Origin of the sequence: Halorubrum marinum, from assembly GCF_048381195.1 — an archaeon.
Classification (GTDB): domain Archaea; phylum Halobacteriota; class Halobacteria; order Halobacteriales; family Haloferacaceae; genus Halorubrum.
Genome location: NZ_JBLWMM010000006.1, coordinates 268,431 through 282,331 on the forward strand (window position 1 = coordinate 268,431; position 13,901 = coordinate 282,331).

Below are 13,901 nucleotides of genomic sequence, written 5' to 3' on the forward strand. Positions count from 1 at the left end.
GGTGATCGACCAGCGGTTCCTCCCGTTCACGCGGTTCCGCGGTAGTGACACGCTCCGCGCGCTCGGCGCCGCGGCTGACGCGGTTCTCCGTGGCCCCGCCCCGGATCGGGCGTGTGAAAAGCGCAGTATAACGATATGGACGAGTCCGGTACGTGAGCTATGTCCGGAGAGAGGTGGCTGTCGGAAGACAACGCACTGACCATCTTCGCGGCGGTGGCCACGCTTCTCGCCGCGCTCTTGATCTTCACGTATCTACAGTACGTTCTGTTCGCGATGGTGCTCGCGTACATCCTCGCGCCTGCACAACAGAAACTCGAGGAACGGGTGAGCTCGATGACGGCGGCGATCGCCCTCGTCGTCGCCTCGGTACTCGTGATTTTCATCCCGCTCGCGTACATCCTCGCTATCGCAGTTCAACAGGGGCTACAGCTCCTCACCACGCTCCGGGAGGGCGATTTCAGCCCGGAGATGATTCAGGATCGGCTCGAAACCGTCGGGTTCGTGATCGATATCGAACTGCTGTACGCGACGTATCAGGAGCCGATCGGGGAGGGGTTACAGGGCGTCGCCGTCTCCACACTCACCGCCGTCAGCGGCCTCCCGGACGTGCTGATCGGGCTCACGATAACGGTGTTCGTCCTCTTCGCGCTGTTGCGTGAGGGCGAGCGGTTGATCGCGTGGGTGCGAACGGTCGTTCCGGTCGACGAACGGGTACAGCGAGACCTGCTCGAAGAGCTCGATACCCTCATGTGGGCGTCCGTCGTCGGTAACGTCGCTGTCGCGGGCATTCAAGCGATACTGCTCGGAGTCGGGTTAGTGCTCGTCGGGATGCCCGGAGTCGTCTTTCTGATCGTGGCGACGTTCATCCTCTCCCTGCTCCCGCTGGTCGGCGCGTTCGGCGTGTGGGTTCCCGTTTCGGGGTACCTCTTCGCGACGGGGCGGCCCCTGGCAGGCGGACTGTTCGTGGGTTACGGCCTCTTAGTCAGCGTCTCGGACGTGTATCTCCGACCGGCTCTCATCGGTCGAAGCGGAACGATCAACGTGGCGATCATCGTCTTAGGCATTTTCGGGGGAGTCGTCCTGTTCGGAGCGATCGGCCTCTTCGTCGGTCCCGTCGTCCTCGGCGGCGCGAAAGTCGTCCTCGACCTGTTCGCCAGGGAGAGGGCCGAATCGACCGCTCCGTGACGAGTCGAGGCCTCGAAAGCGGTCGCCGCGTCAGCGACTACCGACGGGCGATACTCGTCTGCATCCCGTCCGTGTTGAACGCGCTCCCGGCTTCCTCGTCGCCGAGAACGACGACGCCCGCGCCCGACCCCGTCAGGTCCTCGAACTCGTCGATCGCTCGCTCGGCCGCCGCCTGCGCACCGACTCCGTCTTCGAGATGTCCCACGGCCAGCCGCGAGAGGGTGACGCGCGCGATATCCTCGCCTGCTCCCGTCGCGCTCGCGCCGCCGGACTCGGTACAGAAGAAGCCCGAGCCGACCTGCGGCACGTCGCCGACGCGGCCCGCGAGCGCGAACGAGCGCCCGCCAGTCGACGTCGCGGCCGCGAACGTCTCGCCGTCGGTGGCGACCGCGCCGACCGTGTCGTGGTCGGGGGCGCGGCCCGGTTCGCCCCCTTTCTCGGAGCCCCCACCGGCCCGATCGCCGCCGGAGCCGAACCGCGTCGCGAGCCAGTCGAGGTGCTCGCGGGGGCCGCCCCGCGGCGGGTCCTCCGCCTCGTATCGGTCGCGCGTCTCGTCCGTGAGCAGGTCGACGCCCGTCTCGACGCCGAACTCCGCGGCGAGGTCGACGGCGTGGTCGCCGGAGACGAAGACGTGCGGCGTCTCGGAGTGAACGACGCGCGCGACGCTCGCGGCGTGTTCGACCCCGGGCATCGAGCAGGCCGCGCCGATCTCGCGGTCCGAGGTCATCACTCCGGCGTCGGTTCGGACGACGCCGTCGGACTGGACCGCGCCGCCGACACCGGCGTTGAACCGGGGACTCGATTCGAGGATACCGAGGGCGGCCTCGACCGCATCGAGGGGCGTCTCGCTCGCCGCGCCGCGGTCGGCCGCCTGATCGAGGACCGCCTGTCTCGGCTCCGGTTCGTCGGGGACGCCGCCGGCTCCTCCGTGGACGATGACGCGCATCCGCGGCGATCGCTGCGTGGATCGCTGCGTGGACCGTTGCGTGGATCGCTCAGTTGACCGATCGGACATACGCGAGAGTTCCGCGGCCCGCTCATAAGGGTCCGGAAAGCGGCGGGGTGAGTGTCGGGGAAGAAGCCGGGCTCGCCGACGACCGGTGGCCCCTAAGTGGATCGCGTGCGTCGGCGACGGTATGACCGCGCCGACCTCCGTCCTCCTCCCGACGGTCCGCTGGACCGACGCCTGCGACCAGGTGGCGACGCAGCTGCAGGGCGGCGACGAGCTGCTCGTGATCTGCGATACGGCGGCCGATCCGGTCGCGGACCGACGCGGTGAGACGCCCGACGGGGTTCGGATACTTCTCGCCGGCGAGCCCGAGGGCTGCTCCGGGAAAGCGAACGCGATCGCGGCGGGAATGGCGGCGGCGGAGAACGATCGGATCGTCTGGACGGACGACGACTTTCATCACCCGGACGACTGGCTCGCGACGCTCGACACCGACTACGAGCGGCAGGGTCCGACCACTGAGGTTCCGGTGTTTATCGGCCTCGATCCCCTCTCGCGGCTGCTTGAGCCCGCGTACGCGCTCGGCGGAACCGCGGCGGTCGCCGTCGGCGGGATCGCGTGGGGCGGCGCGGTCGTTTTTGAGCGGGACGACTTCCGGGACGGTGAGGGCGCGTTTCTCGCCGACCTCGGTCGCACCGTCAGCGACGACGGAACGCTCTCCGAACACGTCGAGGTGACGGCCGCGGACCGGACGCGGACCGTCCCGGCCGGCGGGTCGCTGCGCGGGTCGCTGGAGCGGTTCGTCCGCTTCTTCGCGATCGTCCGCCGCCACGCGCCCGCCGCGGCCGCACTCAACGTCGCCCTCTCAGTCGGGTTCACCGCGCTCGTGCTGTTCGCTCCGGTGATCGGCGCGGTGCTAGTCACGGCGATCTCAGGGGCAGTGTACGCCCGGTTCGGGATCCGGCGCGCGACGTTTCTGCTCGCCGCGCCTTCGGTGCTCGTCTCGCCCGCCCTCATCGCGTACGCGCTCGCGCGCCGGACGTTCGTTTGGGGCGGTCGGCGCTACCGGTGGCGATCGCTGTTCGACGTGGAGGTGCTACCCGTCTGAGTACCGCGGTTTCGTCGTCCGCGCCTCCCGATCCGGTCGTGTCAGCTCACGCGCCTCGACCGCTCAACCCGTCCCGCCGGCCCGAGCTTCTCAACCGCTGACCCGCTCACGTCGTTCGATTTTGCCGAGAACACGGCCTAGCGACAAAACGGCAGGCACTTTAGGTGGGTCCAACAACGCACGAACGTTCATGAGCTACGATAAAGTCGATGTCCCCGACGACGGCGAGGCGATCACGCTCGCCGACGAGGAGACCGGCGAGCTGAACGTTCCCGATAACCCGATTATCCCGATCATCCACGGCGACGGAATCGGGACCGACGTCGGACCGGCGGCACAGCAGGTACTCGACGCGGCCGCCGAGGCGACCGGCCGCTCCATCGCGTGGATGCGCGTCTACGCCGGCGGCAGCGCCCGAGACAAGTACGGCGAGAACCTCCCCGAGGACACGGTCTCGGCCATCCGCGACCACCGCGTCGCGATCAAGGGCCCGCTGACGACCCCCGTCGGTGCCGGCTTCCGCTCGCTGAACGTCGCGCTGCGAAAGACGCTCGACCTGTACGCGAACGTCCGCCCGACCTACTACATCGACGGCGTCCCCTCGCCCGTCAAGAATCCCGAGGAGATGGACATGATCACCTTCCGGGAGAACACCGAGGACGTCTACGCCGGAATCGAGTGGGAGGCCGGAACCGACGAGTCCGAGCAGGTACGCGACTTCCTGGAGCAGGACATGGACGTCGCCGACGTCATCCACGACGGCCCCGTCGGCATCGGCGTCAAGCCCATCTCCGAGTTCGGCTCGAAGCGTCTCATCCGCGAGGCGGTCGACTACGCGCTCGCCAACGATCGCGACTCGGTCACGCTCGTCCACAAGGGGAACATCATGAAGTTCACCGAGGGCGCGTTCCGTGACTGGGGCTACGAGGTCGCCGAGGAGGAGTACGGCGAGGACGTCATCACCGAGGACCAGCTCTGGGACGAGCACGACGGCGAGCAGCCCGAGGGCACCCTCGTCGTCAAGGACCGCATCGCGGACAACATGCTCCAGCAGCTGCTGACTCGCACGGACGACTACTCCGTCATCGCGACGATGAACCTCAACGGCGACTACATGTCCGACGCCGCTGGCGCGCAGATCGGCGGCCTCGGCATCGCGCCCGGCATCAACCGCGGCCACGGTCGCTGTCTCGCCGAACCCGTCCACGGCTCCGCACCCAAGTACGCCGGCCAGGACAAGGTGAACCCCACCGCGATGATCCTCTCGGGCCGCGAGATGCTCGACTACCTCGGCTGGTCCGACGCCGCGGACCTCGTGCGCGAGGCGGTCGAAGAGACGATTTCCTCGGGCAAGGTCACGTACGACCTTCACCGGCAGATCGAGGGCGGCGAGAAGCTCGCGACGAGCGAGTTCGCGGACGCCGTCGTCGAACAGATCGACGAGCTCGCGTAACTCGCATCGACGGCGTCGGCTCAGAGCCGACGCGGGCCACCGATTTATCTGCGGTATTTACCAGACAGAGCACTCGTAGAGCGGACTGTTTAACTGTCAGTTAAATGTCATTTCTTCTCACCCGTAATTATATGACACGTCGGTGCATATCTCTTCACCCAAGTTATCAGAGAGAGCACGCCACCTGCCACGGCCACGGGGCCCATTCCATGACACACAGTATCTGTACCGCGGACGCGGGCGAAGAGTTGGCCTATTTTCAGCGCCTGTGGCGAACGTTGTTAGCCCCCAATATCGATCCGAGAACCAGCCTCGAACAACTGTTCGAACACGAAACCGCCGATTTCGACCTGGAGTACGCGTTTTTGTCCCACATCGACCTCGAAGAGGAGACGGAACGCTTCGAGATCGTCCACGGCTCCCACGAGATGCTGAAACCGGGAGCGACCGTCCCGCTCTCACAGACCTATTGTCGGAAAACCATCGCCGATCCGGAGGGGACGATGGCCGTCAGCGATGCCCTCGCTGAGGGGTGGGAGGATGATCCAGCACATGACGCCTTCGAGTTGGGAAGTTACCTCGGGACGACGGTCTCGGTTGCCGACGACCTCTATGGAACGCTCTGTTTTGCGAGCACCGCCACCCGCGATGAACCAATCAGGGACACGGAGAAAGCCCTCGTCGAGATGTACGGCCAGTGGGTCGCGTACACGTTAGACCTCTGGAATGAGCTACCGACTCGAGGGGCGCGTAGCGATGCTATCGAGGTACGCGCCGTTTCTTCGGACGCGATCGACTCGATGATGGACGCTCTCAAAAGCCGCTCAAGGCGCGTTGTTCTCATGACGCTGATAGGGGCACCCACCGAGACCAGTATTGCTACCCTCGAACGAGAGATACCCCACGAGAACGCCCGAATACCGCTGTACCATAGCCACTTACCCAAATTAGCCGATGCCGGATACATCACGTGGGACAAGGAGGCCGAGACCGTCTCTACGGGACCGAAGTTCTCCGAGGTGGAACCGCTCGTTCGATTACTGAAGGAGTATAATACGACATTCTCCGAGTAGAGACGCCACCGTAGCTGAGCGCCTCGCTTATCCGTTCATCGCCGCTCAACGTCTTCACCTACCCTAACCGTTCGTCGAGGATGAGTCGCGTCTTCGTCGATTTGACCTCGTCCATCTCTCGCGCTTGGGAGATGAGTTCGTTGACCGCGCCCGTGTCGACGGCGTCGACGACGAGCACGATGTCGTCCTCGCCCGAGACCTGCCAGACGAAGTCGACCTCCTCCCACTCCACCATCCGCTCGCCGACGGCGGCGGTGTTGACGTTCATCTCCACCGATATCTCGATCATCGCCTTCACGTTACCGGTGCGGGTCGTCACGGTGAATCGCTCGATGATCCCCTCTTCAGTCATGCGATCGACGCGGTTGCGCACGGTGCCCTCGGAGGTACCTACCCGATCGGCGATCTCCGTGTACGGGGTTCGCGCGTCCCGGCGCAGGATCGAGAGGATCCGGCGATCGAGGTCGTCCATAGTCGACCCTCTCCCTCCGGTAACTTACTCGTTACGAATATCGTAACGCAGCTACGAACGACGCATTTATTAGCCAATACGCGTACGTTTCTCGTAATGTCGGACGCCTATATCGCGCTGGCTGACGGACGCGTGTTCGAAGCACGCGCTCGTTCGCCGGGGCGCACCCGCGGCGAACTGGTGTTTACGACCGCGTACACCGGCTACGAGGAGTCGCTCACCGACCCCTCCTACGCCGAACAGATCCTCACGTTCTCCTACCCCCTTATCGGGAACTACGGCGTCCGAATCGAGCGGTTCGAGTCCGACTCGGTCCAGCCGCGCGCGGCGATCGCCCGCGAGCTGACCGACGACGTCGCCGAGTGGCTCGAGAGCGAAGACGTGCCCGCGGTCGACCACGTCGACACCCGCGAGATCGTCACGGCCGTCCGCGAGGAGGGCGCGATGGCCTGCGGGATCGCGGCCGGTCCGGACGCGACGCCCGAGGACGCGGTCGCCGAGATGGAGGCCTGCAAGCCGATGAGCGAGCACACCGACATCGGCGCGCAGGTCTCGGTGACGGAGACGACGGTCTACGAGGGCGACGGCCTCGTCGACGTCGCGCTGCTCGACTGCGGCGCGAAGGGCTCGATCATCTCCTCGCTCACGGAACGCGGCGCGGACGTGCACGTCCTCCCGTACGACGCGACGCCCGAAGACGTGGCCGCGATTGACCCCGACGTGCTCTTCGTCTCGAACGGCCCCGGTGACCCGGAGAACTTCGTCGCCGCCCAGGAAGTCGTCGACGCCTTCGCGGGCGAGCTGCCGATGGCCGGTATCTGTCTCGGCCAGCAGGTGATCACGAGCGCGCTCGGCGGCTCGACGAAGAAGATGGCGTTCGGCCATCGCGGCGTCAACCAACCCGTCAAGGACCTCCGCAACAGGAAGGTCGTCATGACGACGCAGAACCACGGCTACACCGTCGACGACACCGGTCCGCTGGAAGTCACCCAGATAAACGTCAACGACGACACCGTCGAAGGACTCGACAGCGAGGAACTGGACGTCATCACCCGTCAGTATCACCCCGAGGCGAACCCCGGCCCGCACGACTCGCTCGGCTTCTTCGACGAGGTGCTGGAGCTGGCGAACGCCACGCCCCACGTCGCGGCCGACTGAGCCCTCGCGCGACGCCCTCTCGGTCCGCCGACCGCGCCGACCACTCGGAGTACCACGCAGCCGACGCCCGTTGGTTCCCGCCCACCGTCGCTTCTCTCATCGTCCGCTCGTTTCCTCCCCGCGACCGGCGACGTTTTGGCCCGCCCGCTCGCAGTAGCAGCCATGACGAAACAGATCCTCCTCACCAACGACGACGGGATCGACGCCGTCGGGATCCGGGCGCTCGCGGACGCGCTCTCGCGCGAGCACGACGTGACGGTCGTCGCGCCCGCCAGCAACCAGTCCGGCGTCGGCGGCGCCCGCTCGTGGTGGGAGACCACGGTCGAGTACGCCGAGACCGATCAGGGCTACGCGGTCGAGGGAACGCCCGCCGACTGCGTCGCCGTCGCCGACGTCGCGCTCGATCTCGACCCGGACGTGGTCGTCTCCGGCTGTAACCACGGGCCGAACATCGGCGCGCACATCCTCGGACAGTCGGGGACGGTCGGTGCAGCGATGGAGGCGTCGTTCCTCGGGACGCCCGCGATCGCCGTCTCGCTGTACGACCGGGGGAATCTCCCCGTGCCGCCCACCCTCTCGAACGGCGACTTCGCGCTCGCGGGCGAGGTGGTTCTCGACCTCCTCGATCGCCCCTCACTCCCGTTCGGCGCGGACGTGTTGAACGTCAACGTCCCGGCCGCGGACGACGAGGCCGCCGCGGACCCGACGTACCGGCTGACGGAACCCGCGCGCGGCTTCGACGTGATCGAGTTCCGTCCGGGCGAAGACGGCGCTGGCGAGACCGGGTTCGACGAGCGGCGCGGCGAGATGGGGATGGAACTCCGCGACCGCTTCTGGCGCGAGTTCCTCCGCGGCGACGTCGCCGACGATCCGGGGTCCGACCGACTCGCGGCCGTCGACGGCGAGGTCAGCATCTCGCCGCTGTCGTCGTCGCGGTCCGTCGCCGGCGACCGCGCCGGGGAGGCGGTCACGATCGGGAAGCGGTCGCCCTCGCGGATCGATCAGGACTAACGACTCGTCCGCCGCGAATGCTACCGCCGCGAATGCTACCGCCGCGAATACGACCGCCGTCGGGGCGGCCAGCAAAAATGCTACCGTCGTCGGGGCGGCCGCCGCGTATTGCCGGTGAACTCCGCGGCGAGTTTGCCGAGGTACCACACCACCGCGACTCCGAGGACGACTCCGACGCCGAGCGCGGCGAGCAACTCCAGCGGCGACGGATCGAACTGTAGCACGATGAGCGGCGGTGAGACGGCAACGAGCAGCAGGAACGCCGCCTTGATCTTCCGATTGCCGGCGTCGCGGTCCGCCTCGGACATCGGTCCTACCACGTCGATCCCCTCGCGATCCGCGGTCGGCGGTCGGTCGCCCCCGTGTTCATATCGGGTCGACGGCTCGGGCGATTATCAACCCGACGGACCGTGCCGGGCGTCGGAAAGGGGAACGGCGGGCGGTGCGCGTTCCGTCTTCCCGGTCCGTCCTCCGGCGTTCCGTCTCCTCGACCTTCCGTCTCCTCGACCTCCCGTCTCCCGGCCGTTCCGCGGCGCTTTTGAGCCGACCCCGACAACCGGTGGACATGGACGACGAACTCCGCGAGCGCGTCGAGGCGGCCGGCGAGACGGCCGCGCTGTACAACGCGCTCAAACACGGCAGCGATCCGGACGTGGGCGCCATCATGGGACCGCTCATGGGCGAGAACCCCGAGTTCAGACCGCACGGCGACGAGATACCCGGCGTCCTCGCGTCGATCGTCAACCGGGTCGGCGACATGGACGAGGGCGAGCGTCGCGACCGGCTCGCCGAGCTCGCGCCCGACACGCTCGCGGAGCTGGAGGCGGACGACGAGGAGGACGAACACGTCCTCCCCGACCTCCCGAACGCCGAGGAGGGCGCGGTCGTGATGCGCGCCGCCCCGAACCCGAACGGTCCGTGGCACGTCGGGCACGCCCGGATGCCGGCCGTCATCGGGACGTACAAGGAGCGCTACGACGGCGAGTTCATCTGCCGGTTCGACGATACCGACCCGGAGACCAAACGACCCGACCTGGACGCGTACGACGCTATCTTGGAGGATATCGAGTATCTCGGCTTCGAGGCCGACCGCGTGCTGAAGGCCTCCGACCGCCTGGAGACGTACTACGACCACGCCCGCGAGCTGATCGACGCCGGCGGTGCCTACACCTGCTCGTGCTCCGGCGAGGCGTTCTCGGCGCTGAAAAACGACGGCGAGCCCTGTCCGCACCGCGACAAGGACGGCGAGACCGTCCGCGAGGAGTTCGACGCGATGGTCGACGGCGAGTACGCGTCCGGCGAGATGGTGCTCCGCGTGCGCACCGACATCGAGCACAAGAACCCCGCGCTCCGCGACTGGGTCGCGTTCCGCATCATCGACACGCCGCACCCGCGCGAGGAGGCGGCCGACTACCGCTGCTGGCCCATGCTCGACTTCCAGTCCGGCGTCGACGACCACCTCACGGGCGTCACGCACATCATCCGCGGCATCGACCTGCAGGACTCCGCGAAGCGCCAGCGGTTCGTCTACGACTACTTCGGCTGGGAGTACCCCGAGGTGCTCCACTGGGGCCACGTGCAGGTCGACGAGTACGACGTGAAACTCTCCACGTCGACGATCAACGGACTCATCGAGACCGGCGAGCTGACCGGCTGGGACGACCCGCGAGCCCCGACGATCCGCTCGATGCGCCGCCGCGGCATTCAGGGACGGGCGCTCGTCGACTCGATGACGGCGCTCGGGATGTCGACCTCCGACGTCGACCTCGCGATGTCGTCGGTGTACGCGAACAACCGCGATCTGGTCGACGACGAGGCGAACCGCTACTTCTTCGTGCGCGACCGTGACGACGACCCCGCGGTCGACCTCCCGATCGTCGACGGCGACGCGCCTGCGCCCGAGACCGGCCACCCGCCGCTCCACCCGGACCACCCGGACCGCGGGGACCGGACGATTCCCGCCGGGCGGGTCGTCGTCGAATCGTCCGATCTCCCCGCCGAGGGCGACCGCGTCTGGCTCAAGGGATACGGCTGCGTCCGGTACGACGGCGACGAGCTGGTCTTCGTCGACGCCGGCATCGACGTGGTCCGCGAGGGCGACGTGGACGTGATCCACTGGGTCCCCGCCGAGGAGGGGCTCGAAACCCTGCTCCGCACCGTCTCCGGCGACGTGCGCGGCTACGCCGAGCCAGCGGTCGTCGATGTCGATCCCGACGGGGTCGTCCAGTTCGAGCGGGTCGGCTTCGCGCGAATCGACGCGTTCGAGCCGGCCGCGACCGACGAGGACGACGGTCCCGACGGCTCCGAGGACTTGGTGGCGTACTACGCACACCCCTGAGCAGGCGCGGCGGTCGCGGAGACACCCCGCTGGCCTCGCGTCGCCGAGCGCGTTCGTCGCGGAGTTTAAACCCCCGAGCGGCGAATCACGCACAAGATGGCTATCGACCCCAACTTCGAGACGAACCGCGAGCAGCTCGGCGAGGAGGACGGCGTCGCCGTATGGGGCCCCGTTGAGCCGCCGGAAAAACAGGGGATCCGCGGCACGCACGTCGCGGTCGACTTCGACATCTGCCTCGCCGACGGCGCGTGTTTGGAGGACTGCCCGGTCGACGTGTTCGAGTGGGTCGACACCCCCGGACACCCCGAGTCGGACCGAAAGGCGAACCCGATCGACGAGGACCAGTGTATCGACTGTATGCTCTGTGTCGACGTCTGTCCGGTCGACGCGATCGACGTGGATCCCGGCCGCGAGAACCGGATCTAGATCGCCGCGGCCGCGGCGCCGAAGACGGGCAGACGCCATTGCTGTCGCGGTGATCGGCTCCAAGCCTTGAGCTGATCATTTATATATGGTTGATTACGGATCGAGGGCAAACCGCTCCAAAGTCCCACACAGCACCGCCGGAAGACGACCGCTTCGCTCCGCTCGGCGCTGCGACTTCTGTGCTCCGCTCGCTCTTTCCAGTCGCTCGCGGGCCCGCAGCCTCACTCCCACCAGCCTCGTCACCGGCGACGCCACCGCACACCGCAGTAAACACCGCCGTCTGCCCGCTCACTCGCTTATAAATCGCTCTCGCTCCGCGAGCGCGAAATCGGTTCCATACCGCTCGACGAGCGGCTCGTACGCGGTGCCCAGCGCCCGCATACACGCGGCCGTCGAGACGTAGCCCAGTTCCTCGGCGACCGACTCTCCCGGACGGCCCTGTAAGACCTTCCGGACGAGCAGACGCTTCTCCCGGTCGTCGAGCGCGTCGTCATCGGATTCGTTGTCTCCCTCGATCAGCGCCGCGAGCGCGAGGTCCCTGAACGCGCCCGGCGCGCTGTCGTACATGCCGGGCCCGAACGACGCGCCGATGACGGACCGCCACTCGATCTCGGTGAGATCGATCGAAACTGGGGCCGAGCACGCGCGGAGCGCGCCGCCGACCACGTCGGGATCCACGTCGCGGTGGGCGTCGGAGAGTCCGTCGCGCTCGCGATCGCGGAAGGCGACCGCGTGGCGGTCGAGCAGCGTTCGACCGGGGTTCTCCGCCCCGTCGTCTTCGCCCGCCGGTCGCAACATGATCGCCGAGTGCTCGCCGGACACGTCGTTTCGGGACGTTGAGAGGTGGACCGTCCGATATCCCGCCCGCTGCCAGAATCGCAGGAGTCGCGGTGTCGCGCCGTATCCCACGGAGAAGTAGTCGACACCGTCCGCCGCCGCGTTGCCTCCTCCTCCCGCTGTGTCGCCCCCGCCTCCCGCTGTGTCGCCCCCGCTTTCGAACTCCGCGTGTACCTCATCGAGCAGTCGGGAGCCGAACCCCTCGTCGCGGAGCGCGTGGTGGGTCGCGATCCGGACGGTCCGAATCCCTCGCGGCGCTGCCGCCTCCTCGTCGCGTAGCTGGCTCGTGAGCAGGTCCGGAACCATGTTGCCGCGGACGCGCTCCCCCTCGTACATCCGGCGGCGAGTCTCGGCGTCTAATCCGCCCTCGCGGGCGAGTAACCCGACGGCGACGATCCGTCCGTCCGCCGTGAGCGCCCGCGCCGAGAGGTTCGGTGCGTCGAGTAGGCGGGCGAGATCGTTCGGCTCTGTTCGATAGTGAGCGGCGACGAGTAACCCGAACGTCTCCCCGAGTAGCGTCTCGTCGGCGAGCAGTTCGTCGGGCGACAGCGTCCGGTAGGCGGTATCGCCGACAACGGCCCCCGACACGGCCTCGTCGACCGCGGGCCGCGCGTCGAGCAGGAGCGCTCGGGCCGCCCACGCTTCGATCGGGTCGTCGCGGGCGTACCGGATCGGCTCGTCGAGGTGGACGTCTCGAACCGCGAGCGGTCCGCCGAGCAGCCGCTCGCGGAACCGGATCGCGAAGCCGCGTCCGGCCCCCTCGTACCCGTGGACGGTCGTACAGAAGGCGACCGACAGCGACGGGTCGAGGAACCGCTCCAGCAGCCGCACCGGGAGCGCGGCCGCCTCGTCGACGATCAGCGCGTCCGGGTCCGCTGGCAGCTCCGCGGCCTCTGCCGGCGGGAGGTAGCGAACCCGCCCGCCAGCGGTCGTCTCGATCCGACGGTCGCTATCGTCTCCCGCCGTTCCGAGCGCTCGACCGCTCTCGGCGTCGACCAGCTCGTTTGCCCGCGCAAAGATCTCCGCGGCGTTCCGGAACGCGGGTGCGGTGACGAGCACGTCGTCGCCGGCGAGCGCCAACGCACCGGCCGCGAGCCCCGCCGCGCTCGACTTCCCGCGTCCGCGATCCGAGTCGACGACGACCGCGTTTCCGGGGGCCGAAAGCGCCTCGAACGCCGCGACCGCCCGGACCTGATCGCCCGTGAGACACGCCTCGTAGGCGCCCGCTGGAAACCTCGTATTCGGCGGTGCGGCGTGTCGGCGCTCGGTTACCTCGCTGGCGGGATCCGCTTCCGGTGATCCGTCGATGACACCGGTGAGTCCGTCGCGTTCGACGTCGTCCGCTTCCGGCGTCGCTCCGAGCGAGACGATCGCGATCCCGGGGTGCGAGCGCATCGTTTCGACGACGCGCTCGCGGAAGCGCCCGGTCACGTCGTCGATGTCGTACGGCGGCACCGCGAGCGACTCGTCGAAGCGGTCGCGTCTCGCCGGCCACGCGTCAAGCGGCGGCGTGAGGAGGACGAGGAGTCCCCCGCCGTCGACCGCGCCGACGCTCCGGCCGAGCGCGTTCGGCACGAACTGCTCGTGGCAGTCGAGAACGACCACCTCGCGGGTTCTGCCGAGCAGCTCGTCGGCGCTGCGGGGGCGGTGCTCGTCGAATCGGAACCCTTCTCGCGTCGAGACGACGGAGACCGAGGCCGGGTCGACCGCCTCGACGACGTCGTAGGCGGCGTCGACCCCGCGGTCGCGCTCGCCGGCGCATACGAGGACTCGTCGCTCGTTCGTCGCCTCGGCCTCTCGTTTCGCCGCGCGCGCGAGCTCCGCGATCATGTTCGGTGGTCGTTACCCGGGGCGGGAGATGTGTCTTGCCCTCCGGCTCCGCGATTCGCGC

12 protein-coding genes are annotated in these 13,901 nt (G+C 67.9%); 8 read left to right on the forward strand and 4 right to left on the reverse strand.

What is annotated here, in order from left to right; translation table 11 throughout:
* The first annotated feature begins 159 nt into the window (after positions 1-159).
* Positions 160-1,185: an AI-2E family transporter gene (locus tag ACNSN4_RS10765; RefSeq protein WP_418285814.1), complete on the forward strand. Its 1,026-nt coding sequence runs from the start codon at positions 160-162 to the stop codon at positions 1,183-1,185.
* A 37-nt stretch (positions 1,186-1,222) separates the two neighbouring features.
* Here ACNSN4_RS10765 and ACNSN4_RS10770 read toward each other — a convergent pair whose 3' ends face one another.
* The gene (locus tag ACNSN4_RS10770) at positions 1,223-2,131 is read right to left on the reverse strand and encodes an isoaspartyl peptidase/L-asparaginase (RefSeq protein ID WP_418286363.1); all 909 of its coding nucleotides are present in this window, start codon (positions 2,129-2,131) and stop codon (positions 1,223-1,225) included.
* 190 nt (positions 2,132-2,321) lie between these two features.
* Here ACNSN4_RS10770 and ACNSN4_RS10775 point away from each other — a divergent pair, with 190 nt between their 5' ends.
* The 3 genes from ACNSN4_RS10775 (at position 2,322) to ACNSN4_RS10785 (ending at position 5,768) form a co-directional block, all read left to right on the forward strand.
* Positions 2,322-3,242: a glycosyltransferase family 2 protein gene (locus ACNSN4_RS10775; RefSeq protein ID WP_418285815.1), complete on the forward strand. Its 921-nt coding sequence runs from the start codon at positions 2,322-2,324 to the stop codon at positions 3,240-3,242.
* A gap of 190 nt (positions 3,243-3,432) precedes the next feature.
* Positions 3,433-4,695 carry an isocitrate dehydrogenase (NADP(+)) gene (gene icd, locus ACNSN4_RS10780; protein ID WP_418285816.1) on the forward strand — a complete coding sequence of 421 codons (1,263 nt, stop codon included), beginning with the start codon at positions 3,433-3,435 and terminating at the stop codon, positions 4,693-4,695.
* A 209-nt stretch (positions 4,696-4,904) separates the two neighbouring features.
* Positions 4,905-5,768, forward strand: coding sequence for a DUF7344 domain-containing protein (locus ACNSN4_RS10785; RefSeq protein ID WP_418285817.1), 864 nt, complete (start codon positions 4,905-4,907; stop codon positions 5,766-5,768).
* Positions 5,769-5,826: 58 nt separating this feature from the next.
* On the opposite strand, the gene ACNSN4_RS10790 is transcribed toward ACNSN4_RS10785, so the two are convergent.
* Positions 5,827-6,240, reverse strand: a complete 414-nt coding sequence (locus ACNSN4_RS10790; RefSeq protein WP_418285818.1) for an Lrp/AsnC family transcriptional regulator — start codon at positions 6,238-6,240, stop codon at positions 5,827-5,829.
* A 96-nt stretch (positions 6,241-6,336) separates the two neighbouring features.
* Between ACNSN4_RS10790 and carA the strand changes: the two genes are divergently transcribed.
* Entirely contained in the window at positions 6,337-7,398 is a 1,062-nt protein-coding gene (gene carA / locus ACNSN4_RS10795; protein WP_418285819.1) for a glutamine-hydrolyzing carbamoyl-phosphate synthase small subunit, read from the forward strand.
* Positions 7,399-7,560: 162 nt separating this feature from the next.
* Positions 7,561-8,409 carry a 5'/3'-nucleotidase SurE gene (gene surE / locus ACNSN4_RS10800; RefSeq protein WP_418285820.1) on the forward strand — a complete coding sequence of 283 codons (849 nt, stop codon included), beginning with the start codon at positions 7,561-7,563 and terminating at the stop codon, positions 8,407-8,409.
* Positions 8,410-8,489: 80 nt separating this feature from the next.
* Here surE and ACNSN4_RS10805 read toward each other — a convergent pair whose 3' ends face one another.
* The gene (locus tag ACNSN4_RS10805; protein WP_418285821.1) at positions 8,490-8,717 is read right to left on the reverse strand and encodes a DUF8527 family protein; all 228 of its coding nucleotides are present in this window, start codon (positions 8,715-8,717) and stop codon (positions 8,490-8,492) included.
* A gap of 257 nt (positions 8,718-8,974) precedes the next feature.
* Here ACNSN4_RS10805 and ACNSN4_RS10810 point away from each other — a divergent pair, with 257 nt between their 5' ends.
* Entirely contained in the window at positions 8,975-10,747 is a 1,773-nt protein-coding gene (locus ACNSN4_RS10810) for a glutamate--tRNA ligase (protein WP_418285822.1), read from the forward strand.
* A 96-nt stretch (positions 10,748-10,843) separates the two neighbouring features.
* The gene (locus tag ACNSN4_RS10815; RefSeq protein WP_418285823.1) at positions 10,844-11,173 is read left to right on the forward strand and encodes a 4Fe-4S dicluster domain-containing protein; all 330 of its coding nucleotides are present in this window, start codon (positions 10,844-10,846) and stop codon (positions 11,171-11,173) included.
* Positions 11,174-11,461: 288 nt separating this feature from the next.
* Here ACNSN4_RS10815 and tmcA read toward each other — a convergent pair whose 3' ends face one another.
* Positions 11,462-13,840 (reverse strand): tRNA(Met) cytidine acetyltransferase TmcA, encoded by a 2,379-nt coding sequence (gene tmcA, locus ACNSN4_RS10820; protein ID WP_418285824.1) that lies wholly within the window; start codon positions 13,838-13,840, stop codon positions 11,462-11,464.
* Positions 13,841-13,901: the final 61 nt, after the last annotated feature.